This window comes from Shewanella sp. S1-49-MNA-CIBAN-0167 (assembly GCF_040310145.1).
Lineage (GTDB): Bacteria > Pseudomonadota > Gammaproteobacteria > Enterobacterales > Shewanellaceae > Shewanella > Shewanella psychromarinicola.
In genome coordinates, this window is sequence record NZ_JBEOPO010000005.1 from 105,365 (window position 1) to 131,825 (window position 26,461).

General features: G+C 43.3%; 20 protein-coding genes and 1 riboswitch. Of the genes, 12 read left to right on the forward strand and 8 right to left on the reverse strand.

Annotation, left to right across the window (positions count from 1 at the left end):
- The first annotated feature begins 105 nt into the window (after positions 1-105).
- A complete protein-coding gene (gene putA, locus AAEZ00_RS03690) occupies positions 106-3,300 on the forward strand; it encodes a bifunctional proline dehydrogenase/L-glutamate gamma-semialdehyde dehydrogenase PutA (protein WP_351088343.1) in 3,195 nt (1,064 codons plus the stop codon).
- 177 nt (positions 3,301-3,477) lie between these two features.
- On the opposite strand, the gene AAEZ00_RS03695 is transcribed toward putA, so the two are convergent.
- Positions 3,478-3,777: a hypothetical protein gene (locus AAEZ00_RS03695; RefSeq protein WP_335687581.1), complete on the reverse strand. Its 300-nt coding sequence runs from the start codon at positions 3,775-3,777 to the stop codon at positions 3,478-3,480.
- Between the two features lie 548 nt (positions 3,778-4,325).
- On the opposite strand from AAEZ00_RS03695, the gene AAEZ00_RS03700 reads away from it, so the two are divergent.
- Complete coding sequence (locus AAEZ00_RS03700) at positions 4,326-5,669, forward strand: Na+/H+ antiporter NhaC family protein (protein ID WP_101032873.1); 1,344 nt, start codon at positions 4,326-4,328, stop codon at positions 5,667-5,669.
- A 497-nt stretch (positions 5,670-6,166) separates the two neighbouring features.
- Positions 6,167-6,874: a pseudouridine synthase gene (locus AAEZ00_RS03705; protein WP_351088353.1), complete on the forward strand. Its 708-nt coding sequence runs from the start codon at positions 6,167-6,169 to the stop codon at positions 6,872-6,874.
- Positions 6,875-6,893: 19 nt separating this feature from the next.
- Here AAEZ00_RS03705 and AAEZ00_RS03710 read toward each other — a convergent pair whose 3' ends face one another.
- Together AAEZ00_RS03710 and AAEZ00_RS03715 are read right to left on the reverse strand one after the other, a co-directional pair.
- A complete protein-coding gene (locus AAEZ00_RS03710) occupies positions 6,894-9,050 on the reverse strand; it encodes a S46 family peptidase (RefSeq protein ID WP_351088344.1) in 2,157 nt (718 codons plus the stop codon).
- A gap of 220 nt (positions 9,051-9,270) precedes the next feature.
- Positions 9,271-10,473 carry an aromatic amino acid transport family protein gene (locus AAEZ00_RS03715; protein ID WP_101032870.1) on the reverse strand — a complete coding sequence of 401 codons (1,203 nt, stop codon included), beginning with the start codon at positions 10,471-10,473 and terminating at the stop codon, positions 9,271-9,273.
- Between the two features lie 258 nt (positions 10,474-10,731).
- Positions 10,732-10,843: riboswitch (yybP-ykoY riboswitch) on the forward strand.
- A 95-nt stretch (positions 10,844-10,938) separates the two neighbouring features.
- On the opposite strand from AAEZ00_RS03715, the gene AAEZ00_RS03720 reads away from it, so the two are divergent.
- From AAEZ00_RS03720 to lysS, 8 genes are all read left to right on the forward strand, one after another.
- Positions 10,939-11,493, forward strand: coding sequence for a TMEM165/GDT1 family protein (locus AAEZ00_RS03720; RefSeq protein ID WP_124014010.1), 555 nt, complete (start codon positions 10,939-10,941; stop codon positions 11,491-11,493).
- 11 nt (positions 11,494-11,504) lie between these two features.
- The gene (mdtD, locus tag AAEZ00_RS03725) at positions 11,505-12,914 is read left to right on the forward strand and encodes a multidrug transporter subunit MdtD (protein WP_124014011.1); all 1,410 of its coding nucleotides are present in this window, start codon (positions 11,505-11,507) and stop codon (positions 12,912-12,914) included.
- Positions 12,915-13,314: 400 nt separating this feature from the next.
- A complete protein-coding gene (locus tag AAEZ00_RS03730) occupies positions 13,315-13,695 on the forward strand; it encodes a SpoIIAA family protein (RefSeq protein WP_101032867.1) in 381 nt (126 codons plus the stop codon).
- 475 nt (positions 13,696-14,170) lie between these two features.
- A complete protein-coding gene (gene ohrR, locus AAEZ00_RS03735) occupies positions 14,171-14,662 on the forward strand; it encodes a transcriptional regulator OhrR (protein WP_124014012.1) in 492 nt (163 codons plus the stop codon).
- Positions 14,663-14,990: 328 nt separating this feature from the next.
- A complete protein-coding gene (chrA, locus tag AAEZ00_RS03740; RefSeq protein ID WP_124014013.1) occupies positions 14,991-16,142 on the forward strand; it encodes a chromate efflux transporter in 1,152 nt (383 codons plus the stop codon).
- A 132-nt stretch (positions 16,143-16,274) separates the two neighbouring features.
- On the forward strand, positions 16,275-17,939 hold the full coding sequence (locus AAEZ00_RS03745) for a methyl-accepting chemotaxis protein (RefSeq protein WP_101032864.1): 1,665 nt from the start codon (positions 16,275-16,277) through the stop codon (positions 17,937-17,939).
- 248 nt (positions 17,940-18,187) lie between these two features.
- Positions 18,188-19,286, forward strand: a protein-coding gene (gene prfB / locus AAEZ00_RS03750) for a peptide chain release factor 2 (RefSeq protein ID WP_164839407.1) whose coding sequence is annotated in 2 segments (ribosomal slippage) — positions 18,188-18,262 and positions 18,264-19,286 — 1,098 coding nt in all. Because the reading frame shifts where the segments join, the coding sequence is not laid out codon by codon here.
- A gap of 55 nt (positions 19,287-19,341) precedes the next feature.
- Positions 19,342-20,844 (forward strand): lysine--tRNA ligase, encoded by a 1,503-nt coding sequence (gene lysS, locus AAEZ00_RS03755; protein ID WP_101032862.1) that lies wholly within the window; start codon positions 19,342-19,344, stop codon positions 20,842-20,844.
- A 109-nt stretch (positions 20,845-20,953) separates the two neighbouring features.
- On the opposite strand, the gene AAEZ00_RS03760 is transcribed toward lysS, so the two are convergent.
- From AAEZ00_RS03760 to AAEZ00_RS03780, 5 genes are all read right to left on the reverse strand, one after another.
- Positions 20,954-21,382 carry a PaaI family thioesterase gene (locus AAEZ00_RS03760; RefSeq protein WP_124014014.1) on the reverse strand — a complete coding sequence of 143 codons (429 nt, stop codon included), beginning with the start codon at positions 21,380-21,382 and terminating at the stop codon, positions 20,954-20,956.
- Positions 21,383-21,441: 59 nt separating this feature from the next.
- Positions 21,442-23,151 (reverse strand): FAD-dependent oxidoreductase, encoded by a 1,710-nt coding sequence (locus AAEZ00_RS03765; protein WP_124014015.1) that lies wholly within the window; start codon positions 23,149-23,151, stop codon positions 21,442-21,444.
- Between the two features lie 40 nt (positions 23,152-23,191).
- Entirely contained in the window at positions 23,192-23,635 is a 444-nt protein-coding gene (locus tag AAEZ00_RS03770; protein ID WP_101032859.1) for a transcriptional repressor, read from the reverse strand.
- 45 nt (positions 23,636-23,680) lie between these two features.
- Positions 23,681-23,962 carry a DUF134 domain-containing protein gene (locus tag AAEZ00_RS03775; protein ID WP_101032858.1) on the reverse strand — a complete coding sequence of 94 codons (282 nt, stop codon included), beginning with the start codon at positions 23,960-23,962 and terminating at the stop codon, positions 23,681-23,683.
- Positions 23,963-24,184: 222 nt separating this feature from the next.
- Positions 24,185-25,192: a WD40 repeat domain-containing protein gene (locus AAEZ00_RS03780; RefSeq protein WP_232772084.1), complete on the reverse strand. Its 1,008-nt coding sequence runs from the start codon at positions 25,190-25,192 to the stop codon at positions 24,185-24,187.
- A 215-nt stretch (positions 25,193-25,407) separates the two neighbouring features.
- Between AAEZ00_RS03780 and pyrC the strand changes: the two genes are divergently transcribed.
- Positions 25,408-26,445, forward strand: coding sequence for a dihydroorotase (pyrC, locus tag AAEZ00_RS03785; protein WP_124014202.1), 1,038 nt, complete (start codon positions 25,408-25,410; stop codon positions 26,443-26,445).
- Positions 26,446-26,461: the final 16 nt, after the last annotated feature.

A 26,461-nucleotide genomic window follows, 5' to 3' on the forward strand; every position in this document is an offset into this window, starting at 1 on the left:
AGGTATAATCGCCGAAAAATAGATCGTACATTGTATACAAAATAGAATATTTATGAATACTGTGTTCATTTAATAGCCACAACAACCATCCTTAATCTGACCTAGATGGAATCGAATACTATGTTCAAAGCGAGTGAAGTACTGGAAGGCCGCTATGACAATGCCACTCTTGATGAGTTATTTAAAGCCATTACTGATAACTATATTGTCGATGAAGAGCAATACCTATCTGAATTAATCAAGTTAGTGCCTTCGTCTGATACAGACATTGAGCAAGTCACTCGTCGCGCTCACGAACTCGTTAGCAAAGTACGTCAGTTTGAGAAAAAAGGTTTAATGGTAGGGGTTGATGCCTTTTTACAACAATACAGTTTAGAAACACAAGAAGGGATTATCCTAATGTGTTTAGCTGAAGCTCTGTTGCGCATTCCTGATGCTGAAACTGCCGATGCGTTAATAGAAGATAAGCTGTCTGGGGCTAAGTGGGATGTACACCTTAACAAAAGTGGTTCACTACTGGTTAATGCCTCAACGTGGGGGTTAATGCTTACCGGAAGAATCGTTAAGTTAGATCGTAACATTGACGGTACACCGAGTAACTTGCTTAAGCGTCTCGTTAACCGCGTTGGCGAGCCTGTGATCCGTCAAGCGATGTTAGCTGCGATGAAGATTATGGGTAAGCAGTTTGTATTAGGGCGCAATGTCAAAGAAGCGCTCAAAAATAGCGAAGCTAAGCGTAAGTTAGGTTATACCCACAGTTATGACATGCTTGGTGAGGCAGCTTTAACGGCCAGTGATGCGCAAAAATACTTCATCGATTACAGTAACGCTATCGGTGATTTAGGTGCGCAGCAATTTGATGAGTCTGACGCTCCACGGCCAACAATTTCAATTAAACTGTCAGCATTGCATCCTCGTTATGAAGTCGCCAATGAAGATCGCGTATTAACCGAACTATACGACACTGTCATTAAGCTGATTGTTCAAGCCCGTGAGCTGAAGATTGGTATTTCAATTGATGCCGAAGAAATGGATCGTCTTGAACTATCGTTAACATTGTTCAAGAAATTGTATCAGTCAGATGCCGCCAAAGGATGGGGCTTACTGGGTATTGTGGTGCAGGCCTATTCGAAGCGCTGCTTACCTGTTTTATGCTGGGTGACTCGTCTTGCAAAAGATCAAGGTGATGAAATTCCATTACGTTTAGTAAAAGGTGCGTATTGGGATAGTGAGCTTAAATGGGCTCAGCAAGCGGGTGACGGGGGGTATCCTTTATTTACTCGTAAAGCGAGCACTGATGTGTCTTATTTGGCCTGTGCACGCTTCTTACTATCAGATGCCACTCGCGGTGCTATTTACCCGCAATTTGCTACTCATAACGCGCAAACGGTAGCCAGTATTAATGCCATGGCCGGCGATCGCCTTTATGAGTACCAACGCTTACATGGTATGGGGCAAGAATTGTACGACACCATTTTATCTGAAAGTGGTGCTAAAGCCGTGCGTATTTATGCGCCAATCGGTGCCCATAAAGACTTGCTGCCTTACTTGGTCCGTCGCTTACTTGAAAACGGTGCGAATACCTCATTTGTGCACAAGTTAGTAGACCCACATACCCCTATTGAAAGCTTAGTGGTTCACCCATTAGTGACCTTACAAGGTTATAAAACCTTAGCTAATCAAAAAATTGTGCAGCCAGCAGATATTTTTGGTGCAGAACGTAAAAACTCTAAAGGACTAAACATGAACATTATTTCTGAATCAGAGCCATTTTTTGCTGCATTAGAAACGTACAGTGCCACTCAGTGGACTGCGGGTCCGTTGGTTAACGGTCAGACCTTAACGGGTGATGTACAAACGGTAGTGAGTCCTTTTGATACTTCATTAACGGTAGGCACTGTGGCGTTTGCTGATGCTAAAGCAATAGAGCAAGCGGTCGCGGGTGCTGATGCCGCTTTTGGCCGTTGGGCGCGGACTCCGGTTGAGACGCGTGCCAATGCACTGCAAAAACTAGCCGATTTACTGGAAGAAAACCGAGAAGAGCTGATTGTGTTGTGTACCCGTGAAGCGGGTAAGAGCATTCAAGACGGTATCGATGAAGTACGTGAAGCGGTCGATTTCTGTCGTTACTACGCCGTGCAAGCGAAGAAAATGATGGCTAAGCCTGAATTACTTCCTGGCCCAACAGGTGAGCTTAATGAGTTGTTTTTACAAGGTCGCGGAATTTTTGTTTGTATTAGTCCATGGAACTTCCCGTTAGCGATTTTCATCGGCCAAGTATCAGCGGCGTTAGCCGCGGGTAATACCGTGATTGCCAAGCCAGCTGAACAAACCTGCTTAGTGGGTTATCGTGCCGTGCAGCTTGCTCATGAAGCGGGGATCCCTAAAGATGTATTGCAGTTCTTACCCGGTACGGGGGCTGTTGTCGGTTCTGCCTTAACGGCTGATGAGCGTATTGGCGGTGTGTGTTTTACCGGGTCTACAGGTACAGCAAAGCTTATCAACCGTACCTTAGCCAACCGTGATGGCGCCATTATTCCATTAATCGCTGAAACCGGTGGTCAAAATGCCATGGTGGTTGACTCAACGTCACAGCCTGAACAAGTGGTAAATGATGTAGTTTCTTCATCATTTACCAGTGCTGGTCAACGTTGTTCAGCACTGCGAGTGTTGTTTTTACAAGAAGATATTGCCGATAGGGTGATTGAAGTGATGAAAGGTGCAATGGAGCAATTGGTCATTGGCGATCCTAGCTTCGTTAAGACGGACGTGGGCCCAGTGATAGATGCAACGGCTAAAGCAAACTTGAATGCCCATATTGACCATATTAGCCAAGTAGGTAAGTTAATTAATAAACTTGAGTTACCAGCGGGTACTGAGAAGGGTCACTTTGTTGCCCCAACCGCGGTTGAAATCGATTCGATAAAGATGCTAGAAAAAGAGCATTTTGGGCCTATTTTGCATGTAATCCGTTATAAGGCTGCTGATTTAGGCAAAGTGATTGACGAAATCAATAGCACTGGGTTTGGGTTAACATTAGGGATCCACAGCCGTAATGAAGGCCATGCGCTTAATCTAGCCGATAAAGTGAATGTCGGTAACGTGTACATTAATCGTAACCAAATTGGTGCCGTAGTGGGTGTGCAGCCATTTGGTGGTCAAGGGTTATCAGGTACAGGTCCTAAAGCCGGTGGTCCACATTACTTAACCCGTTTTGTGACTGAAAAAACGCGTACCAACAACATTACCGCTCTTGGTGGTAATGCGACATTGCTATCGTTAGGCGACACTGACGAGTAAGGTAATGTGTTTTATCTTTTAAGCCCACTTATGTGGGCTTTTTTATGCCACTAATTGGACGGTTCGCTTTTACGCTTATTGACAGCAAGAGGAGTAAATTCAGAGCCGTATTAATATGTCCTCCCTAAAAATAAGTGAGGCGTTCAGAGCTGCATACAGAGTTGCATACAGAGTTGCTTACTGAGTTACAAGAACGGGTGACAGTTGAATATGATTGCGTTTTAATCCTCGGCCGACGTTTTGGCATAATTTACCAAAGCGGCTGATATCACCTAAAGAGGGCATAACGCCCTGTGCGATTGCCGCTTCCCAGTAGGTGACCTCAGAATCGATAAGATCTAATAGTTTTTTTGGGCAACCCACACAACTGTTAGCGGGCCCACAGCGAAAGAGATCAGGGGAGTCTAATGGGAAGGTTTGTTTTACTTGGGCAATGAGTTGTTTCATTGCAGTGATCCGATCGGGTTTATGGGTCATATTTCACCTACGCTGAATACCCTGCACATTTATCCTTGTACTATTTAGACAAGGCCATAATGCGATGGTATAAATGTGTGAATGCTTATATAGAATAGCAAATCGACATTAGGTTAATACTAACGTAAATCAATTTTTACTTTAAAAAGGGGTGACAAATCGATAAGTTGATCAGGGCTTATGGTTCTTTCGTGATCCCAATTTATTCGAGATAAATAGTGTTGCTCTTTAGATAAACCCGCCGGGTATCAAATCGCCACAAACTGCTGCAAAATTGATCACGAAAGATCAACAGACTCTATATTTATGTAAATTATTTGTAGCATTTTTCAGATTTAAGAATTAAATACGCCAAAATAAAGGAAGTCTAGACGTCTATATTGACAGTGGTGAAGAGTTCTCTTATTCTTGGCACAACTTGTTTTGATATGACTGCAATATATAGCAGCGTTGAACATTTTGTTAAATATTCATTGATGATCGAGATTGAGTCGTACTCGCTTTTCTCATCCGCCAATCCCTATTCGTTAAGATAAAGAGAGACCACTTTGACTAAAGCTACTTCATCAGCCACCTCGGCAGTAAACAGCCCGGCATCGTTTGTGGCATTATTGCCACTTTTTTTGTTTTTAGGATTGTTTATTGGTGCAGGCTTATATTTTCAAAGTCAGGGTGTTGATTATGCGTTCTACCAATTACCCAGTGTTATTGCCATTTTACCTGCCATTGTATTGGCAATATTGTTGTCAAAGCAGCAAATCAATAGTGCGATAGAAACCTTTATTGAAGGTATTGGCCACAGTAATATTATTGCTATGTGTTTAATTTATTTATTGGCTGGTGCATTTGCTGCTGTTGCAAAAGCAACTGGCGGCGTTGATGCGACGGTGGCACTCGGTTTATCGTTTATTCCATCCAATTTATTATTGCCTGGTTTTTTTGTTATAGCCGCTTTTATTGCAACATCGATGGGGACGTCGATGGGCACCATTGCTGCCGTTGCGCCGGTGGCGTTAGGGGTCGCTGATCAAGCTCATATTGACTATGCCATAATGGCGGGTGCAGTAATGTCTGGTGCGTTATTTGGTGACAATTTATCGATTATTTCAGATACCACGATTGCGGCAACGCGAACTCAGGGCTGTGAAATGAAAGATAAATTTCGTGAGAACTTAGTGTTTGCTATCCCTGCGTCGATCCTCACCTTGATTGCTTTTTCATTTGTCGGTCAAGGGCAAGCAGATATTGTTGCTCAGGATATTGAAATCTTAAAAGTACTACCGTATTTAACCATTCTAGTGTTAGCGGTTGTCGGCTTAAACGTATTTGTGGTGCTGTCATTAGGGATAGTATTAGCCGGCGTGACAGGCGTGTTAAGTTCTCACTATACCTTTATCCAATTTGGTAATGACATTTACACCGGTTTTACCAATATGCAGGAGATTTTTATTCTGTCGATGTTAGTCGGTGGTTTAGCGGCACTAATGCAGCAGCAGGGTGGACTAACGTTTGTCAGCAAGCAGATTGAACGTCTAATCAAACGTTTTTCAAAAGCGAATGGCGAAGCATCAAGCCGTGCGGCAGAGTTAGGCATGGCCGCGATTGTTGCCGCTACCAATACATGTGTAGCTAACAATACTGTGTCGATTGTGGTGACGGGTGATATCGCCAAGGAGCTAGCCGAAAAGCATGGGGTTTCCCCCAAACGAGCGGCCAGTATTCTCGATATTTTTGCTTGTATTATTCAGGGGTTAATTCCACATGGCGCCCAAGCACTATTAATTGCCTCTGTGTTTACCATTAGTCCATTAGTCGCAGTGTCTAATGCTTGGTATTGTATGATTTTGGCCGTCATGGCAGTGATTATTGTGATATTTCGTAAACGAGTCTAAATCGGTTATATGATCAATCATTACTTGCTTACCCAGTTTAAGTGGCGACGAATGTCGCTATTTTACGATAATCAAGTAATAGCCAATCAGTAATGATTGGCTATTACTGTTCTTGGTTCTTGGTTCTTGGATATTGGTCATTACTTTTGCGTTTTCCGGGTTAACATGCCCATGCCTGTTTTTGCTTAAGTATCGACCCGTGACCGAGGAGTGTCTGCAATCATGATTGACACCTAATGATTGTGTTCATGTCATTGATGCTATTGGATTAGCGTCAGTTGGATTTTGCCAATTGTTTGATAAATTTTTACCTATGTTGTGTCATCGGCTATATGGTCATTAACCCAGGTGAATATTTTATGCTGCATCTGCCTCGGGTTAAGCATGCTAATAAAAAATAACAATTAACAATTAACACGTAACAAACTAATGTGGACCTATTTCTCGGAACCCGTTATTTTATGTCCATTCTTGCTTGAGTATTGTCTATGACATCGATGCGATTAAGTCATTATTTAGCTGTGTGTGGCGTGGCATCAAGACGGCAAGCTGCGCGACTTATCGATAGTGGTCGAGTGAGTCTTAATCATCAATTAGCCAAGCATACTGATCGAATTAACCCCGCAGAAGCGGTGATGGTTTTGGTGGATGGTAAACCCATTTTGCCCGTGCAAGCTAAACAGTATTGGCTGTACCATAAGCCTGTTGGCGTTGATTGCCGTTTATTAGCTAATGATCCCCATAGTCTGCTCCATTTATTACCCGAGTCACCCAGGCTGTATCCTGCAGGGCGTTTAGATAAAAATTCTCGCGGATTATTACTGCTCACTAATGATGGCCAATTGACTCAAGCGTTAATGCATCCTGATTTTTATCATCCAAAGACTTATGTCGTCCAAGTGGATAAGCCTATTAGCGCAGAATTTTTATTGATGATGGCGCAAGGCGTGCAATATGGGCAAGTGCAAACTCGACCGTGTGACATTCGGCGATGGAGCTCTGTGGCGGATGAAGACAGATTTGAGATCGTATTAACCCAAGGATTAAATCGGCAGATTAGGCGTATGTGTCAGGCGTTGAGCTATAAAGTGATTGATTTAATGCGTACCCAGTTGCTGGATGTGTGTCTTGCGGAATTAGCAGAAAAAACAATGCGGCCATTAACGGCCGCAGAGTTATTGAGTCTTAAATGCGCAGTAAGCTGAGCATTTTGTTAAACAATGATTATTTAACAATGTCCATTTCAGCTAATAAATTGTCAGCATGATCTAAGTACTGCATTACCCAGAGCATATAACGGCTATCAACTTGGATGGAACGATTGCTTTGAGCGTCGTATCCCCAGTCACCAATGATACTTTCGTACACACCGTCAAACAGCAAACCGACTAATTCAGCGCGGCCGTTTAAGGTGGGTGATCCTGAGTTACCGCCGGTTGTATCAAGGGTCGATAAAAAATTAACCGGGACTGAGTCAATGGCTTTGACATAGTAATCGCCGTATTGCTTTTGCTTAATCAGCTCAAGCTGTTTTGCTGGTGCATCAAATGGGTCAACTCCAGTGTCTTTGGCTAAAAGGCCTTCTAAACGGGTAAAAGGGATTGCCACTAGGCCATCTTGTGGTGAGTAACCTTTCACGTTACCTATTGTCACCCGCAGGCTTGAGTTTGCATCAGCATAAACCGGTTTTCCTAACTCGCGATTGTAGGCAATGATCGCGTCCATATATTGTGGACGTACTTTCATTAAGTCTCCTTCTAATTGCTTTTTCTCTTTTTCGCGCGCCATGTCAGCATCAAAGGTTTGTACTGCAAATTGAATGAATGGGTCGTTAGAGGCTTTAAAGTCGGCAACCGATTTGTTCATCCATGCTAAGCGAGTTTCTTTGTTGTTTAGCTTGGTGTTGGCGTACATTTTATCCAATGTGTTCGCTAACGCTTTAGCATCAAATTTTTTGCTAATACCAAAGGCTTTATCTAAAGAGGCTAAATGCTGCTCTGCAGGTAATGCGGCATAGCGCGTCAGTAAATCGGCTAGCAGGGCTTTATCGACACTGGCTGCATAACGGCGATCAATACGTTCCATGCTTGAGGTAAAGTTGGTCATGTCACGTTCTTGGTAACCTGGTTCACGAGCCATATCAGCTAAGGTTTTCTCATTAGCTAAGCGATACAAATCACGTGCGGTGGTGACCATAGTGGTGTAACCGATATAACCTAATAAAGTGTCTCTTTGCTGATTTTGCTGACTCTTAGCAACCAGTTTTTCTAAGCTTGATAGTGTTTCGCCATATTGCTGTTGGCGCTTTTTATCTTTGCCGATCCAGTTTGCTAAATCGCTCTCTATTTTCTCACGATCAGCGAGCATGGTTGATTTACCATAATACTCAATCATCGAGGTAAAATTTTTGGCATAATTGGCTAAACCAGCAATCAAGCTTTCGTATTTAATCCGCTCGTCGCTGCCTTCTGGCGCGGTTTCTTTGATGATCTCAATCATGCGCTCTTGCAGGACTTTCCCTTCAGGATAAGCCCACTCAAACTGATTATTAACTTCATCGGCAGTGCGGTAGCGGTTAGTACTGCCTGGGTAACCGGCAACCATCACAAAGTCGCCATCGCTAACGCCCTTAGCGGATACTTTTAAAAAGCTTTTTGGCTCGTACGGTACGTTGTCTTTGCTAAAATCGGCAGGCTTTCCGTCTTTAGATACATATGCCCGATAAAATGAGAAGTCACCAGTATGGCGTGGCCACATCCAGTTGTCGATATCGCCGCCGTATTTACCTACGCTAGCCGCTGGATTGTAAGCTAAACGCACGTCACGAATTTCTAACTGCTTAACCAGATAATATTCTAAGCCACCATGGAAGCTATACACTTGGCAGCGGTAACCGTCTTCTTTTTCACACTCTGCCACTAAGGCTTTTTCTTGCTGTTCTATGCCTTGGTAAAAATCATTACCCACCTTATCCATTTGGTTTGCTTTAACGTTATCGGTAACATTAGTGACCGTTTCAGTCACAAAAATACGCGAACCCGGTGTAGCAGGTAGTTCTTCTGCGTAAGTTTTGGCTAAAAACCCGTCTTTAAGCAGGTTTTTATCGGATGTTGAGTTGTACTGAATTGAACCATAGGCACAGTGGTGATTGGTGACGACTAAGCCTTTTGGCGATACAAATGAAGCGGTACAACCACCAAGGCTGATCACGGCATTCATTGGAAATTCAGTTAATTTAGAGATTGATTCAGCGCTGATCTCTAAGCCTTTTTCCTTGAGTTCATCGGCCATCGCAGGTAGTTGATGTGGTTGCCACATACCTTCATCTGCCATAGCGCCAAAGCTGGCTGCTATTGCAACAGTTAATAACCATTTTTTCATTATGTAATTCCGTTATTTTTTGGGGAGGAGGTGTTAGCGTGTGATGTATAGTATGGCCAGTCATGTCTCATGCTTGTTTAATTCTTGTTTAATTATATTGGTCGATGTTATTGAAGCGTAAAACAAAAAAGTCAGGCTTAGCCTGACTTTAACAAATGTTTTATCATCTTAATAGGGTTTGTAAAACTCGCTTACAAATCTATTTTATGAGTTATATGGTTCAGGCTAATGCCACCATCAACTGGGCAACAACAATCAAGGTACCGAGTAAGCCCGCGATGATAAGTCCCAAACTGCCACCAGAGACTTGGTAGCCGCCCAATGGCTGTGAACGTTGCTTTAATGCCATTGCAATGGGTAAATAGATAATTATCACCACCAATGGAATAGCTGCAAAACCAAGGACGCTTAAAAAGCCATCTGGGTAGTAAAGTGCACACAATAGCGGTGGTATAAAGGTAATGAGCCATGTTTTAGCGCGACCTGAGGCATCATCCTTGGCTCGAGTGAGTTCGGCAACATAGTCAAACAAGCTCATGGTAACGCCTAAGAACGAAGTGATTAATGCAAGGTTAGCAAATAAATCAATGGCTTGGATTATAATTCTTGATTGAGCTAAGCTTTGTAAAGCTGCAACGAGTTTAGGCAGTGAACCACCAAAGCTATGGACGGTTTCGCCGCCTAAAGACCCTAAGGTCACTAACAACCACAGGATATAGCAAACCAGTGGAATGCTCGAGCCGATCAATAACACTTTTCTGAGTGAAACGGCATCACCTTCTAAGTAGCGCACAATCGTCGCAATACACACATGGAAACCAAATGAGGTAAACACTACAGGAATGGCTGCTAGCCATAATTGTTGTAGCGCTGTGCCTGAAGCAACATCGGTTGAGTAATTGTTTAATGCACTGATTAAATTAACGTCTGGTAATAAAAATGCCACCACAATGACGAGTAACACCACCATAGAAGTAAATAAAATGCGTGATACTTTATCAATCCACTTCACGCCAATGGCAATTAATCCACCAAAGATAACCGTAAACAGTATGATGGCTACTTGGTTGCTCATGTTAATGCCGATGGGTTGTAAACGGGTTTCTAATAGCGATGACCCTCCCATCAGATACACCATGGTTAACGCAAATAATAAGCTCAGGAATGAGCCACCTTGAATGAGCTGGCCAACTTTTCCCAGTGTTTTACCGGTAATGGCATGGACGTTATCGCCGACACCAGAGTGAAGATTAATTTCTAACATCAATAACGAGGTGTAAGCTGATAACCCCCAAATAACCACTAATAAGATTAATGCGGGGATCATACCCAAGGCTGCCGTTGCTAATGGTAGCGCTAACATGCCTCCCCCAATGGCCGTTCCAGCTACAATTGAAATAGAGCCTAACGTTTTAAAATTCACAGAAAATGTCCAGTCTAATTTTTATTTTATTTGTATCGGACATTAGCAGAAGGGTGACAGAGCAGGCAAGGATCTTTGACTGTTAAAGGCTAACAGCGGTGTTTGTAAACAATTACACAACAATAGACCAAACTTTTTTACACGTGATTTTTGCAATAGCGTAGCATTACGGCGTTACTGTTGGGGTGAGGTTATTTTTATGCCGAATTTACACTGTAAAATGAGTCCATTGAATAAAATTATTTAATCGTTATAATGCGAATTGTTTTAGGGGAGTAGCTAATCTTGTCTTGCTGTTATGGCACACAAGATGTCTGTATCAACATAATTGGCCTCACGCCATGGTGCAGACAGTAACTCACTGTTAATCAGTGGTTTTACCAAGCGAGACCTAAGCACAGTAACTGCATCAAGGGGTATGCGGTGGCTCGTGCTTAGTTGTCATTTACCCCTAGGAATATCACATTGGAAGCTTTATTCGCCTCAACTCTTACTGTTGCCATCGCTGAAATAGGCGACAAGACTCAATTATTAGCCTTGCTGCTCGCGGTGAGATTTAGCAATAAAAGCGCTATTATCTCAGGTATTTTACTCGCCACAATATTGAATCATTTCCTTGCTGCATGGCTTGGCCAGTGGGCAATTACTTGGATTGATCCACAATGGGCGACTTATCTGGTGGCCGGTTCATTTTTTGCTATTGCGTTATGGGTGCTTATACCCGATAAAATCGATGATGATGATAACCGTTTCTATCAACTCGGTGCTTTTACTGCGACGTTTATTTTGTTTTTTATTGCTGAAATAGGGGATAAAACTCAAATTGCCACTGTAGTCTTGGCGGCAAAATATCAATCACTCACCTGGGTTGTGATCGGCACGACATTGGGAATGTTGATTGCCAATGTCCCTGTTGTACTCGCTGGACATTTTAGTGCTAATAAATTACCCATGAAGCTTATTCATCGAGGTTGTGCTGTATTGTTTGCACTGCTTGGCGTGGCTACACTCATGTGGTAAATGGAGGTTTAATGCCTGATAGCCAACTTCTCGATGCAGAGACTGCCCGTGGGTTACCTTGGGTCGTCGCGATTGCCTTTTTCATGCAGTCGCTTGATGGGACGATCCTCAATACAGCACTCCCGGCGATGGCCAGCGATTTAAATGAAGATCCACTGCGTATGCAAGGCGTGATTATCGCTTACATGCTCACCGTTGCCTTGTTGATCCCTGCTTCTGGCTGGATTGCTGATCGCTTTGGCACCAAAAAAATCTTCTTTGGTGCCATCTTATTGTTCAGTGTTGGATCATTGCTTTGTGCATTGTCCTATTCATTAGACATGCTCATTGGCGCTCGGGTTATTCAGGGGTTGGGCGGCGCGTTAATGTTGCCTGTGGGGCGACTGGTGGTGCTTCGGACATATCCGCGTTCGGAATTAGTACGGATCATGGGTTTTATCACCATTCCGGGTCTACTCGGTCCGTTGATCGGTCCAACGATGGGCGGTTGGATGGTGCAATACCTGACATGGCATTGGATCTTTTTGATCAATCTGCCCGTTGGCGTGGTGGGTTGTTATGCCGTGTGGCGGTTCATCCCTGATCTCCGTGGCAAGGAAAAGTTGCGTTTCGATAGTCTGGGTTTTTTGCTGTTTGGTGCGGCGATGTTGTTGATCACCATTGCCATGGAAGGGCTAGGCGAACTGCATATGCCACACCTACGGGTGATGTTACTGTTATTTGGTGGTATGGCGTGTTTGATAGCATATTGGTTACGGGCAGGGCGTATTGAGCATCCGCTGTTTGCGCCATCATTATTTCGGACGAGGACGTTTGCTATTGGCCTATTTGGTAATCTGTTTGCTCGCTTGGGCAGTGGCGCGTTGCCGTTTCTGGTGCCATTGCTGTTGCAAGTGGCGCTGGGTTATTCGCCATCTCAGGCTGGGATGAGTATGTTGCCATTAGCGGCTGCGGCGATACTGGCCAAGTATGTGGCACGACCGATTATCGAACGTTTAGGCTATCGCTTCGTACTGACTACTAATACGTTGGCGCTGGGGCTCATGCTAATGAGCATGAGCTTGGTAAGCGAACAGACTCCATACTGGTTATTGTTGGGAATGCTGGCTATTCTGGGCGCAATCAACTCGTTGCAGTTCACGGCGATGAATGTTGTAACTCTAATAGACCTCGATGATGCCAGTGCCAGCAGTGGCAACAGTTTGTTGTCGGTGGTAGGGCAATTATCATTAAGTCTGGGGGTTGCCTGTGCAGGGGCTTTACTTGGCGGTTTTAGCACTGATGTCGACAGTGATGGAGTGGGCACTGTGCTTAGAGCTTTCCAACTGACGTTCGTTACGGTTGGCATTATGACGATGTTAGCCGCAACGATCTTTTCGCAATTGTCTAAAGAAGATGGACGTCGAGTAAAGCATCCGTAGAGTAAATCACGTCTTAGGCGCACCCGTCGGAAGAATACCCTAACGCTATTGTTGTTTTATCGATGAGTCGCCTGATGACCATTGATCCTGTTGTTCATCACCGTCGTGGCATACTGCCACTGATAATGGTGTTCATGCCACTGATGCATATTAACAGAATGTTAACCTCTCATTTGTTTGCATGTCTTGGCTATTCTCATATTACGCCGCTCTAGAGAGAGCGTTTGCTGTGATCGTTAAATGGTTAATATTACCCATTACACCATAAGTACTCTAACGTTTATTTTGTGCACTCCGGCATACATTTCCTCGTATCTGTGGCTAAAATATAAGCATGCACAAACATTATATGGGCGCGCGTGCATTTAATTGTGTAAAAGCATAGTAAAGGAGTCTCGATATGGATATGAAGAAACATGGTTTATCGATTGGCATAAACCGAATTGAAAATGTGTTTTTTGTGACATTAAAAGCAACGGGCACATTAACCCACCAAGATTACCTCGTCATTACCCCAATGCTAGAGGGGGCATTAAGCCAAGTTGATCAACCTCAAGTGAGTTTATTTCTCGATGCGACTGAGCTCGACGGTTGGGATTTGCATGCTGCTTGGGATGATTTAAAGCTGGGGTTAAACCATAAATCAGAGTTTGAAAGAGTGGCGATTTGGGGTAATAAAGGCTGGCAAGAATGGGCGGCCAAAGTAGGTAGTTGGTTTATTGCAGGTGAGATTAAATATTTCGAAGACCAAGATGACGCCTTAAAATGGCTTCGATATTAACACTGATGCCCAAAATAAGCGGATGTGGATTGATCAATATGTCGTTCGCGGTATGAAGCGTTGATTTTACCTTAGTGATTTTATAGAGACTATTCGCTAGGGTTTTGATGCTGTGATAATCCGTTTATATGGCCACTGTTAGCTTATTGCTGCGGCGCAGGTCGTTGCGCAGATAGTTGCGCTGCAGCGATAAGTTATAATGCCATTTGTCCTTCAATTTTTTGCTGATAGTTAGCCATAACGGCAACTTTTAAGCTGTTGCCTGAATCAATCGTGGTGGGCATTGAAGAAGGAGAATTAACGCTAAGTGACATGGTTAACCTTAATGTAAAACTGAATGTTAGTCTTCTATAGACCAAGGATCGCCGCGCTTGATGCATTTTTATCAAAAAGTGGCTTACTGAATTTTTAATTATAGGTTGTGCACAACCAATGTTATCATTGACTCATATTATTGGTTAGCGGAGTAAAGCCTATGCCTAGTAAAGCGTCTACTGGATCTCAATTCCCTACAGCAAAAAATCCGCTAGCACTTGAAAATCAGGTGTGTTTCTCATTATACAGCGCGACCAATGCTTTGATCCGCGCATATCGACCCTTATTAGATGAGTTGTCGCTGACGTATCCACAGTATTTGGTGATGATGGTGCTTTGGAAAGAGCCGGGGATAAGTGTCAAAACCTTAGGTGAGAAATTACATCTTGATTCTGGAACGTTAACCCCGTTATTAAAACGCTTAGAAAGTAAAACGTTAGTGACTCGAGGTCGCAGCGAGTTAGATGAACGCGTGCGTGTGTTACATGTGACTGAGCAAGGCCAGCAATTATACCAGCAAGCATTGAGTATTCCTGAGCAAATGCGCTGTAAAGTTGGTGGCAGTATTGAAGATTTACAACAATTGAAGCAACTGTGTGATCAGGCATTTTTTATGCTTAATTCTGGCGCGGGAAGCAGCTGTGAAAGATGATTATTTTGAGCGTGGTGATGGTCTGTCATGCCGCAATATTCAGCTCTCAATGGTTGAGCAAGTCAGTATAAAATAACAATAGTAACCGATTTGTTTGATATGTTTTCTCATGTCGATCATTTGAAGTATTGGTCATGTTAGAACCGCTGCATTACTCTTTTTGTAAAGTAAGCGGTACTTGAGTCGTCATTCAACACTCGTTTTGAGTTGATCACTTATTGATAAGGTTTAGTATAAGAGGCTACTAGAGAAGGGTGTTTTTTGTCGTCATAAAAATGTCACCTCAATGTCATAGTATTGTTTACCAACACAAAAAGGTACCAGGACGATGTGGCAAATATTCAGTCGCTTTTTAGCATTAGGTTTGATCAGCTTTGGAGGACCTGCGGCACACATAGGCTATTTTAGAAAAGCCTTTGTGGACGAACTGCAATGGCTAGACAATAAGCAATATTCTAGTTTTGTTGCCCTGAGTCAGTTTATGCCAGGGCCTGGTTCAAGTCAGGTCGGTTTTGCGATTGGTTATCACCGTGGCGGTTTACTGGGGGGATTAGCCGCCTTTTTGGGGTTTACCTTACCATCGTTTTTACTGTTGTTTTTATTTGCGGTTACCAGTGCGCAATGGTTGCAATTAACAACCGTTGCGGGGGCTATTCACGGCCTAAAGTTACTTGCTGTAGTGGTAGTAGCTGACGCAACCTTGTCAATGTTCACTCAATTTTGCCAACGAAAAACCGCAAAAATATTAATGGCAGCAACAGCTGTTGCTATTATATTAATGCCTTCATTATTGATCCAAATAGCCGTGTTAATTGTGGCGGCTATTGTTGGGGTCACGCTGATGACTAGGGGTGACAGTATTACACCGGACTCTCCTGCTATTGAGCTTGATTATCGTTGGTTAGCATTATTTATTATAGGAATAGCGGCATCTTTATATCTTATCAATCAACCCGATAGCCTTGGACAAATTTTTGCGCAGTTCTATCAAGTCGGTAGTTTAGTGTTCGGTGGTGGGCATGTGGTATTGCCCTTGCTTGAAACCAGCGTCGGTGAATACATTACCCCAGATCGTTTTTTGACCGGTTATGCGCTTGCACAAGCCATTCCTGGACCTATGTTTACCTTAGCCACTTTTTTAGGGGCTGACTTATGGTTAGAGTCGCCGATCCTTGGGGCTATAGTGGCGACGTTAGCTATTTTTCTCCCGGGTTTTTTACTGATGCTGGTGGGCTTAAAAAGTTGGCATTCAATAAGCCAACGTCCGGCCATAGCAGGCGCTATCGCGGGAGTGAATGCGGCTGTTGTCGGACTCTTACTTGCGGCACTTTATCAACCGGTATTTACCAGTGCGGTGATCATGCCGTTGGATATGGCTTTAGTGATTATTGGCTTTAGTCTGTTAAAAGTCTTCAAGCCCAGCTTAGTGTGGTTGGTGATAGGATTTGCTGCCATGGGCAGCGGATTATCAATGTTATAAAAAAGTTACTATATTGTGCTTTTTTGAGACCGGTCTCACTTTATTGGGAGGTATATAGTTAGTTAGTTTAAGTATCTATAAAAAATAGATTAGTATGCTAAATCGATTATTACCCTCAAAAGGCTTGCCACTATGCTGAGATCTTCACTACGCAATAAACTCCTGGGCTTATCATTAATTCCGCTTTCGTTGATCCTCACCGTATTACTGAGTATTTTTTATGTTAATGAAGAGTCATCTTTAACCAAAGATATTGATAACTTTCGCAGTGAATTAATTTCAGAGCGCCAAAACCAACTAAAAGAATCAGTCCAGATTGCTCAGGGCGTTGTTGAATATGAACTTGCTTTGGGTGACAAGGGAAATGTCAATGCAGCATTAAGAGATTTACGTTTTGGCACTGCAGGCTATTTCTATATATATGATGATGCTGGGGTCAATATTTTTCACCCGACTATGCCTGAACTTGAAGGCCAAAACAAAATAGATATGGCCGACCCTAGTGGCACCAAAATTATTGTTGGCTTATTAGAGGCCGCTCAAGCGGGTACTGGTAATTTTTCTTATTACTACCAAAAACCGGGTAGTAGCCAGCTTATTGAAAAACTCGGCTTTGCGGTAATGATCCCCAACACCCATTGGATGTTAGGCTCGGGTGCCTATATTGATGATATTGAAGAGTCCATTGCGGCTTATAAAACCTATAAAACGGAAGAGATGGGTCAAAAAGCACTGATGTTTTTACTCATTGCTATAGGTCTTACAGGCATAACGGCTTTTGCCGTGGTGGTGATGGCACATAAAATGGTGGTGCCAATCCAGAATATGGCTACCTCGTTAAATGATATTGCCAAAGGTGAAGGCGATTTAACCAAACGTTTAGATATCACCAGTGAAGATGAGATTGGACAGTTAGGCAGTGCATTCAATCTGTTTATCGACAAATTACAGCATATTATTAGTGATGTGGCTGGCGCAACGGACAGAGTTAAGCATGCTGCTCAAAGCATCAATGGCCAAACGGTGTCGATGACTGAGCAACTCAACCACCATAATAGTGAAGTTGATCAAATTGTTACTGCCATCACTGAAATGTCGGCTACGGCTAATGATGTGGCACATAATACCAATATGGTTGCAGAGGCAACACACGCAGCCTCTGATAACGTAGGTAAAGCACAAGATTGTGTTGATACCTCACTAACGGAAGTGTCCAATTTAATGACTCAAATTGACAATGCCGCTGGCAATGTGAAGTCATTAAGTGAACAATCGAAAAAAATTAACTCTGTACTCAGTGTCATAGGCGGAATTGCCGAACAAACCAATTTACTGGCTCTTAATGCGGCGATTGAAGCTGCCCGAGCTGGCGAACAAGGTCGAGGTTTTGCCGTTGTTGCCGATGAAGTGAGAAATTTAGCCAGTCGTACCCAAGCCAGTACGGTCGAGATTAATGAAATGCTGTCTGAACTGCATAAGTTAGTCACCAAAGCGGTACAAGCCATGGAAGAAAGCCAAACCAGTTGTTTAAGTTCGGTTGAGTCCTCGCGGGCGATTTCTGAAAGCTTAGGTTCAGTAACCTCATCGGTGACCAGTATTAATGACATGAGTACCCAAATAGCCACCGCCGCTACCGAGCAAAGCTCAGTGACTGAAGAAATTAATCGCAATATCAATTCAGTACAAGAGATTGTGAATACGTTACTAGCAGCCAGTGAAGAGGCATCTGATATGAGCAAAACCGTGGCGAATGAAGGTCAGACCTTAGCTCAGTTAGTAGGTCAATTTAAAGTATAATTTTTACCAAACCGATCGTTAAAAATGAACCCGAAGGGGTTCATTTTTTTTAATCATTTTTTAATGATAACAATAGGTCCATTTAATCTGTTTATTACAGGTTAATGATTTTTTTGATGTTGTTTCTGCGCAATATATTCGTCATTTGTTTATTAATAATCGCTCTTCTGGTCTAGGTTTAGCGCCTCTCATGGGGTAAAATACGCCGTTGCACCTTTCGTTAACGGCTAAATTTAAGTTGAATATTCATGTTTGAAGTTAATCCGGTAAAATTCAAAATCAAAGAGCTCGCCGAACGCACTGAGCTACTTCGGGGGTATCTTTGACTACGCTGCCAAAAGTGAGCGGTTAGAAGAAGTCAGTCGAGAGCTTGAAAGCCCTGAAGTGTGGAATGAGCCTGAACGTGCTCAAGCATTAGGTAAAGAGCGTGCTGCGTTAGTCTTAGTGGTCAAAACCATTGATGATATGGACTCAGGTCTAGAAGACATTGAAGGGTTACTTGAACTGGCCATTGAAGAAGATGACGAAGGAACCTTTAATGATGCCGCTTCAGAACTTGAGTCGTTAGAGACTCGTTTGGCTGATCTCGAATTCCGCCGCATGTTTTCTGGTAAGAATGATGCATCAAATTGTTACTTGGATATTCAATCTGGTTCAGGCGGCACCGAAGCACAAGACTGGGCCAATATGGTTCTGCGCATGTATTTACGCTGGGGTGAGGCACATGGTTTTAGCCCAGAGTTAATTGAAGTGACTGACGGCGATGTAGCGGGTATTAAAGGTGCAACGATTAAGTTCACCGGAGAATATGCTTTTGGATGGATGCGAACCGAGACCGGTGTTCATCGTTTGGTGCGTAAATCACCATTTGATTCATCAGGTAAACGTCATACCTCTTTTTGTTCCGTTTTCGTTTACCCAGAAATTGATGACGAGATTGAAATTGAAATTAATCCGTCTGATTTACGTATTGACACTTATCGCGCATCTGGCGCAGGTGGTCAGCACGTCAACAAAACAGATTCAGCGGTACGTATTACGCATTTGCCAACCAATACTGTGGTGCAATGTCAAAACGATCGCTCGCAACATAAAAACCGTGACGCTGCCTATAAACTGTTAAAGGCGAAGTTATACGAGTTACAAATGCACCAGCAAAATGCCGATAAACAAGCTGCTGAAAATGCAAAATCAGACATCGGCTGGGGCAGTCAAATTCGTTCATACGTATTAGATGACGCCCGTATCAAAGATTTACGCACGGGGGTTGAGAACCGCAATACTCAATCTGTGCTGGATGGTGATTTAGATAAGTTTATTGAAGCCAGCCTAAAATCAGGACTTTAAGTAAATTAATTTTTTCGCCATCACAAAGTGTGGCGAGTAAACGCGAGAATATAATATGACTGAACACGTACAAGATGAAAACAAACTGATTGCTGAACGTCGCGCTAAATTAGACCACATCCGCACCAGTTGTCCTGCTAATGCTCATCCAAATACCTGGCAACGTAGCCATAAAGCGGCTGAGTTACAGGCGCAATATGGTGAGCAGACCAAAGAAGCGCTAGAAGTGTTAGGGTTTCAAACCAGTATTGCCGGCCGTGTTATGGCAAAACGAGGTCCATTTTTAGTCATTCAAGACGTGTCTGGTCGTATTCAAGCTTACGCTGGTAAGCCAGTGCAAGGTGATTTAAAAGAGCGTTATCAAGGTTTAGACATCGGTGACATCATTGGTGTTAAAGGTCAGCTGCATTTATCGGGCCGGGGCGACTTGTACGTTAATATGGAAGAATATCAGTTACTGACTAAAGCATTACGTCCGTTACCTGAAAAGTTCCACGGGTTAACCGACCAAGAAACGCGCTATCGTCAGCGTTACGTTGATTTAATCGTTAATGAAGAGTCTCGCAATACCTTTATTATGCGTTCTAAAGTGGTTTCCGCTATTCGTCACTTTATGGTCAAAAAAGAGTTCATGGAAGTTGAAACTCCTATGATGCACGTTATTCCTGGTGGTGCTACTGCACGTCCATTTGTCACTCATCACAACGCGTTAGACATGGCCATGTACTTACGTATTGCGCCAGAACTGTATTTAAAGCGGTTAGTGGTTGGTGGTTTTGAGCGTGTGTTCGAAATTAACCGTAACTTCCGTAACGAAGGTTTATCGCCACGTCATAACCCAGAATTCACCATGATGGAATTCTATATGGCGTACGCGGATTATAAAGACCTAATGGATTTAACTGAAGAAATGCTCAGTTCAATTGCGATTGATTTACTCGGTAGTGCGCAAATGCCATACGGCGAGGACACAGTAGACTTTGGTGGTCCTTATGCCCGTTTAAGCATGTTAGAAGCCATTCAGAAATACAATCCTGATAACGCCACTATACAAGCGATGACGTACGAGCAAGTTAAAGACGTAGACTTTATGCGCGACTTGGCCAAGAGCCTAGGCATCAAGCTAGAAAAATTCTGGACTTGTGGCCAGTTGCTGGAAGAAATTTTTGGTGAAACCGCTGAAACTAAACTGATGCAACCTACTTTCATTACTGGCTATCCCGCGGATATTTCGCCTTTAGCACGTCGTAATGATAACAATGATTTCATCACCGACCGTTTTGAATTCTTTATCGGTGGCCGTGAAGTGGCTAACGGCTTCTCTGAGCTCAATGATGCTGAAGATCAAGACAGCCGCTTTAAAGCGCAAGTTGATGCCAAAGATGCCGGCGATGACGAAGCCATGTTCTACGATGCAGACTACATCACTGCACTCGAGCACGGTTTACCGCCAACCGCGGGTCAAGGTATTGGTATCGACCGTTTGGTGATGCTATTCACTAACACGCATACTATCCGTGATGTGATTTTATTCCCAGCGATGCGCCCACAAGCTTAATCGCTAGTCAGCTAAGCCAATAAAACGAAACCAGCCATCAGGCTGGTTTTTTTTGGCTAGATTTAAATGAAAATATAGACTCGTCCTTGTTGCTGAGATGGGTTCTAAGCTAGCCTATGACTCCGTTCCTAGGTTGAATAAACTTCGCCTTAGCCGTCACGCAAGCTTTATTTTCTACATAGAGTACGGCTTCTAGTTGGTACATTCCTAAGCGTTTGCTCACCAGATGACCGACAATTTTGATGGCATCGCCAACTTTTATTGGGGCAACAAAGCGTACTGTCATTTCTGCAGTTAAGGCTTTAATGCCTTGCATAAGCAAACAATGAGTCATGGCAGCATCGACTAAGGTGCTTGCTACGCCGCCATGTAAGAAGTGAGTGTAGCCTTGAAGCTGCTGACTTGCTTTATGATAACCAACAACTTGATTTTCACCGTCTGCAAAAAACTTACATTGTAATGACAATGGATTTTGTTTAGCGTCGCCACAGACAACACATTGACTGTGGCTTTGTTTACAATCTTGATAACTACTCACACTAAGCCTTGTTTATTAATAGGGACAGATGGCTGTTAAGGTTTTTCTTAACTAATGTACTAAAAACGCGCATTGACCATTTGGTAAGTTTTATAGCCACCGCTGAGGTTGCGTGCTTTAAAACCATGCTGGACTAACATGCGACAGGCGACATGACCGCGCAACCCTACCTGACAGAGCAGCAATAATTCTTTGTCTTTGGGAAGTTCATTGAGTCGGTCTCGAAGTTGCGGCAGCGGAATATTAATCGCATTATCAATCGCACCCACAGCCGTTAGTTCGCCAGGATTACGCACATCGACAATAATTTGTGTCGCAGTCAAGGCCTGTAGATCTTGAGTGTGACAAGTCACTTCATCGCCTAATAACACATTAGCCGCGACCATACCTGCCTGATTGACCACGTCTCGCGCAGAGCCAAAAGGAGGCGCGTAAGTGAGCTCAAGGTCGGCTAAATCATATACCGTCATCCCCGCGCGTTGCGCTACCGCTAATACGTCAATACGCTTATCGACACCATCAATCCCAGCAGCCTGAGCACCTAAAATGCGGCCATTATCAGGACAAAACAACAGTTTTAAAGTAATAGGGTGAGCCCCAGGATAATAGCTGGCATGGCTTGCTGTGTGGACATAAATTTTTTCAAATGGGATAGCTTGCCTTAGCAAACTTTTCTCATTTAATCCCGTCGAGGCGATGGCCATATCAAACAACTTACAGATTGCGGTCCCTTGGGTAGCGCGATATAACCTATCACCACCCAACATGTTATCTGCGGCTAATCGTCCCTGACGATTAGCCGGTCCAGCAAGTGGAACAAGTGAAGGATTACCGCTGACGAAATCAGCGGTTTCAATGGCATCGCCGACAGCATAAATATCTGCATCGGAAGTACGCATCCCGGCATCTACACGAATACCACCGAGCGGGCCTAATACTAAGCCGCACTCTGATGCCAAGCTAGTTTCAGGTTTAACGCCGATGGCGAGGATGACTAAATCTGTTGCTAAGGTGCTGTTATCACTCAAGGTTAATTGTAAATGGGAATGGGGCGGTACCGGTTTATCATAGTCATCGGTAATATCGGCTTCAGCAAGTTGAATTTGGCACTCATTGACGGCGGTTAAGCCTGTTTTTAAGCGTAAATCAACCTTATTATCAACTAGCTTTTGATGCAGTATATTGGCCATTTCAATATCCACAGGCCCCATAACTTGGTCGGCAAGTTCGAGTAAGCTCACCTCTAATCCTCGGTGGCGCAGCGCTTCCACCATTTCTAAACCAATAAACCCACCCCCTACCACAGTGGCATGTTTCGGCTTATGCAGCACAAGGTTCGCCAGTACTCTATCCATATCAGGAATATTACGTAGACTATGGACGAACTGGTTATTGATGCCGCTAATGGGTGGTTTTATTGGTGATGCCCCCGGGCTTAGTAGCAACTTGTCATATGACTCTTGATATATTTCATGGGTAATATGATTACGTATGTTTAGCCTTTTAGCTTGCCTATCAATAGCAATCACTTCATTAAACACCCGGACATCAACATTGAAACGTGATTTGAAGCTTTCGGGTGTTTGCAACAATAATGCATCTCTGGATTCAATTTCACCACTGATATGATAAGGCAAACCACAGTTGGCAAATGAAACAAACTCGCCCCTTTCTAACATGATAATTTCAGCCGTTTCTGATACACGTCTTGCTCTTGCTGCTGCTGATGCCCCACCGGCAACCCCACCGATAATTACTATTTTAGTCATTGTTTTCTCCGATAAAATTTAATATTAACCTAGCGGCTATCTAGTCGACTTTCTGTCTAGCAGACTGGCTATTAAGTGCTTGTTGGCAATCAAAGCAGTGACCATACATATTGAGGCTGTGGTGGTGAATAATCATACCGTGATGTTCTGCTGCTAAGCCTAAACGAAGCTCAATCAAGGGGTCGGTAAATTCAGTTAACTTGCCACAGGTTAAGCAAATTAAATGATCATGACGCGGTTTATTATTGAGTTCATAAACAGCATTTTCAGACTCAAATAGTCGTCGTACGACTATGCCTGCTTGCTCAAAATGCGCCATAATTCGATACACAGTATTGAGACCTATGGTCTCTCCCTGCGCATTTAAGCCTTGATAGATATTTTCTACTGTTAAATGCTGCTCATCGACTTGAGTTAGAAACTCAAGCAACTTACATCTTTGAGTGGTTATTTTGAGGCCAGAGTCTTTCAATACTGCTTGCATTAGACTTACCTAAACACGTCAATACGTGTTACCAGTGTTTAATTTTTAGTTGATATTTTTTGTCATCAAGGCTTTGCTATTGATTAAACTATCAACCACCTTATATCGAGCCCCTTTAACCAAGTTAGCTAACGTTTGGCGGGATATTCCCATTGACTTAGCGGCTTCTTGTTGCTGCATTCCGAGCAAATCAACTAAGCGCAAAGCCTCTATTTCATCTTCAGCAAGTGGCACCTGTTCTAACTGTGCCATCGGAATCCCATTGGGTTTAAAACAAATATTGGCTGCTTGGCCACATATGGTTCGGGGAATTTTTGGTCTTGCCATGTAACACCTCATTATTGGCATATGCTATATATACTGAATTTAGTTCGCACTTGCAAGATCTATTCTTTTTTTTACTGTGATATGTAAACTGATCTTTGACATGACCAATGACATTTAATGATATCTATTATGTCACCGTAGGTAACTCAGATAATGATAAAGGCTAAAATTAATGTGCATAGTCGTTAACGCTTGGGCTTATTATTCCAAGCTAAGGTTAACTCACAAGCTCCATGTTTCAAGTGCGCCGTCTGAGCTTAAGGTCAATAGCTTACCATTAGGTTTGATCACCATTGAAAATACCGTTGTGCCAGCGTTATAGGCAGTGATATCCCAATGAGAAAGCTCCTTTCCCGATGAGGCATCCCAATAGATAACACTTTGCTTTGAGGTTGCGGTAATTAAGTTGTTGCCATGGTTGGTGAATAAAGCCTGTCGAAAATAGCGATAACGTTCAAGGTAATCAAGATGGCTCACTGGCTGCGTAGTTTGGGTATCGATAATGACATTATTGTCGAGTGCATCAGCAATAAATAAGCGTCGATTAGTTTCATCAAAACTCACGCTGGTGATCCGTTGAGGGCGGGAAAAACTGCTGATGAGCTCACCGTTATAAGTGGCCCAAATGTGTACATCACCATCAAGCCCAGTCGATAATACCTGTTGTTCAAAATTAGAGAGCTCAATATGATTAACGGCAGCACTGTGTTGTTTAAACAATGACATCGTCATGCTGCTTCTTTGTATCACAGTAATTGAACCATCATTCATCCCCACTAAAATAGTGCTGCCTGTTTGGCTCAGAAAAAGGCTCGAAATACTGGCATCGGGATTAAACCCCTGCGCAGGCCAACGTATATCTAATTTGCCCGTTTCAAGATTGAAAATAGAAATTTTTTGTTTGCCTGCAGTGGCAAGGTATTGTTTGTTACCTGACAACGCCAGCAGATAATTAGTGTCATCAAAGTCATCGTCAGACCATTGGTGTAATAATTGGCTTGTTGCTACATTCCATATCGATAATGTGCGGCTTCTGCCTAATGTAACCGCCATACTGGCATCCGTTGACAGTATGCCATCAACGAGCGTTTCGTTAACGAGTCGCTGAATGTTATCGGGTCTTTTCATGACCACAGCTTGATTGCAGCCTGAGATAGCCATCATCGTCACCATGATTGCACTAATAAGGCACACATTGCGCGGTAAGCTAGATCTGGCGTTGGCTAACAATATAATTCCTTTATAAAAAATGATACTTTCAACATAATAGCATAGTGCCATACCGCTGGTTTTATTCACTGCTTATGCAACATCTCACTCTATTTAGCGATAAGCTAGGACTTTTTGATATAGCAAAGTCTGCGTTCAAATTATGCATCTATTAAGAAAAAGCGATTTCAGGCACAATAACACTAACAACCTGTTATTTAAGCCAAGGAACCCACATGACCCAAATTACCTTAACGACTCCCGATGATTGGCATCTTCATTTTCGTGATGGGGATATGCTCGGTGAGACGGTTCCTGCTACGGCTCGTTTGTTTCAACGCGCGATTGCGATGCCTAATTTAGTCCCGCCAGTAACGACAGCGGCGATGGCGGTTGCTTATCGGGATCGTATTTTAGCGGCTCGCCCAATCGGAAGTGATTTTCAGCCGTTAATGACCCTATTTTTAACCAATAATACCTCAGCACAAGACATTATCGATGCTAAAGCGGCAGGTGTTGTCGCGGGGAAGTTATACCCAGCAGGTGCCACTACAAACTCAGATGCGGCGGTAAAAGCATTGGATGAGTTGTTTCCGATATTTGAGGTTATGGCCGAGCAGGGCATGTTGCTATTGGTTCACGGTGAAGTGACCGAAGCGCATATCGATATTTTTGATCGCGAAAAGCTCTTTATTGATCGTTACTTATCGCGCATTGTCGAATCAATTCCCAGCCTCAAAGTGGTGTTTGAACATATCACGACTAAAGAAGCCGCTGAGTTTGTTGCGGCCGCTTCAACCAATGTTGCCGCCACTATTACCCCACAGCATTTACTGTTAAATCGCAATGACTTGTTAGTCGGTGGCGTACGCCCGCATAACTTTTGTTTACCGGTACTGAAACGTAATATTCACCAGCAAGCTTTGCAAGCGGCTGTAGCGACTGGTTCAAGTAAGTTCTTTTTAGGCACCGACTCAGCCCCCCATGAGAAACACCGTAAAGAGTCCGCTTGTGGCTGTGCAGGCTGTTACAGTGCATGGAGTGCATTAGAATTATACGCTCAAGTGTTTGATAATTTAGGTGTTATAGATAAGCTCGAAGGGTTTTCCAGCTTATACGGTGCCGATTTTTATGGTCTCCCTCGTAATACCGGAACCGTGACATTAGTGAAACAAGAATGGGTTGTGCCAGAAGAGATTATTTTACCTAACGGTAATCCTATCGTGCCATTTTTTGCCGGACAAAAAGTGAATTGGAAAGTGAAAACGACTTAGTTTAATCGCTAAGTCG

Coding starts and splice junctions, on each gene's coding strand:
- AAEZ00_RS03745 (WP_101032864.1), top strand. CDS start 16,275: ATGCTGAGATCTTCACTACGCAATAAACTCCTGGGCTTATCATTAATT.
- chrA (WP_124014013.1), top strand. CDS start 14,991: ATGTGGCAAATATTCAGTCGCTTTTTAGCATTAGGTTTGATCAGCTTT.
- AAEZ00_RS03770 (WP_101032859.1), bottom strand. CDS start 23,635: ATGCAAGCAGTATTGAAAGACTCTGGCCTCAAAATAACCACTCAAAGA.
- AAEZ00_RS03765 (WP_124014015.1), bottom strand. CDS start 23,151: ATGACTAAAATAGTAATTATCGGTGGGGTTGCCGGTGGGGCATCAGCA.
- pyrC (WP_124014202.1), top strand. CDS start 25,408: ATGACCCAAATTACCTTAACGACTCCCGATGATTGGCATCTTCATTTT.
- mdtD (WP_124014011.1), top strand. CDS start 11,505: ATGCCTGATAGCCAACTTCTCGATGCAGAGACTGCCCGTGGGTTACCT.
- AAEZ00_RS03775 (WP_101032858.1), bottom strand. CDS start 23,962: ATGGCAAGACCAAAAATTCCCCGAACCATATGTGGCCAAGCAGCCAAT.
- ohrR (WP_124014012.1), top strand. CDS start 14,171: ATGCCTAGTAAAGCGTCTACTGGATCTCAATTCCCTACAGCAAAAAAT.
- AAEZ00_RS03730 (WP_101032867.1), top strand. CDS start 13,315: ATGGATATGAAGAAACATGGTTTATCGATTGGCATAAACCGAATTGAA.
- AAEZ00_RS03705 (WP_351088353.1), top strand. CDS start 6,167: ATGCGATTAAGTCATTATTTAGCTGTGTGTGGCGTGGCATCAAGACGG.
- AAEZ00_RS03695 (WP_335687581.1), bottom strand. CDS start 3,777: ATGACCCATAAACCCGATCGGATCACTGCAATGAAACAACTCATTGCC.
- AAEZ00_RS03710 (WP_351088344.1), bottom strand. CDS start 9,050: ATGAAAAAATGGTTATTAACTGTTGCAATAGCAGCCAGCTTTGGCGCT.
- lysS (WP_101032862.1), top strand. CDS start 19,342: ATGACTGAACACGTACAAGATGAAAACAAACTGATTGCTGAACGTCGC.
- putA (WP_351088343.1), top strand. CDS start 106: ATGGAATCGAATACTATGTTCAAAGCGAGTGAAGTACTGGAAGGCCGC.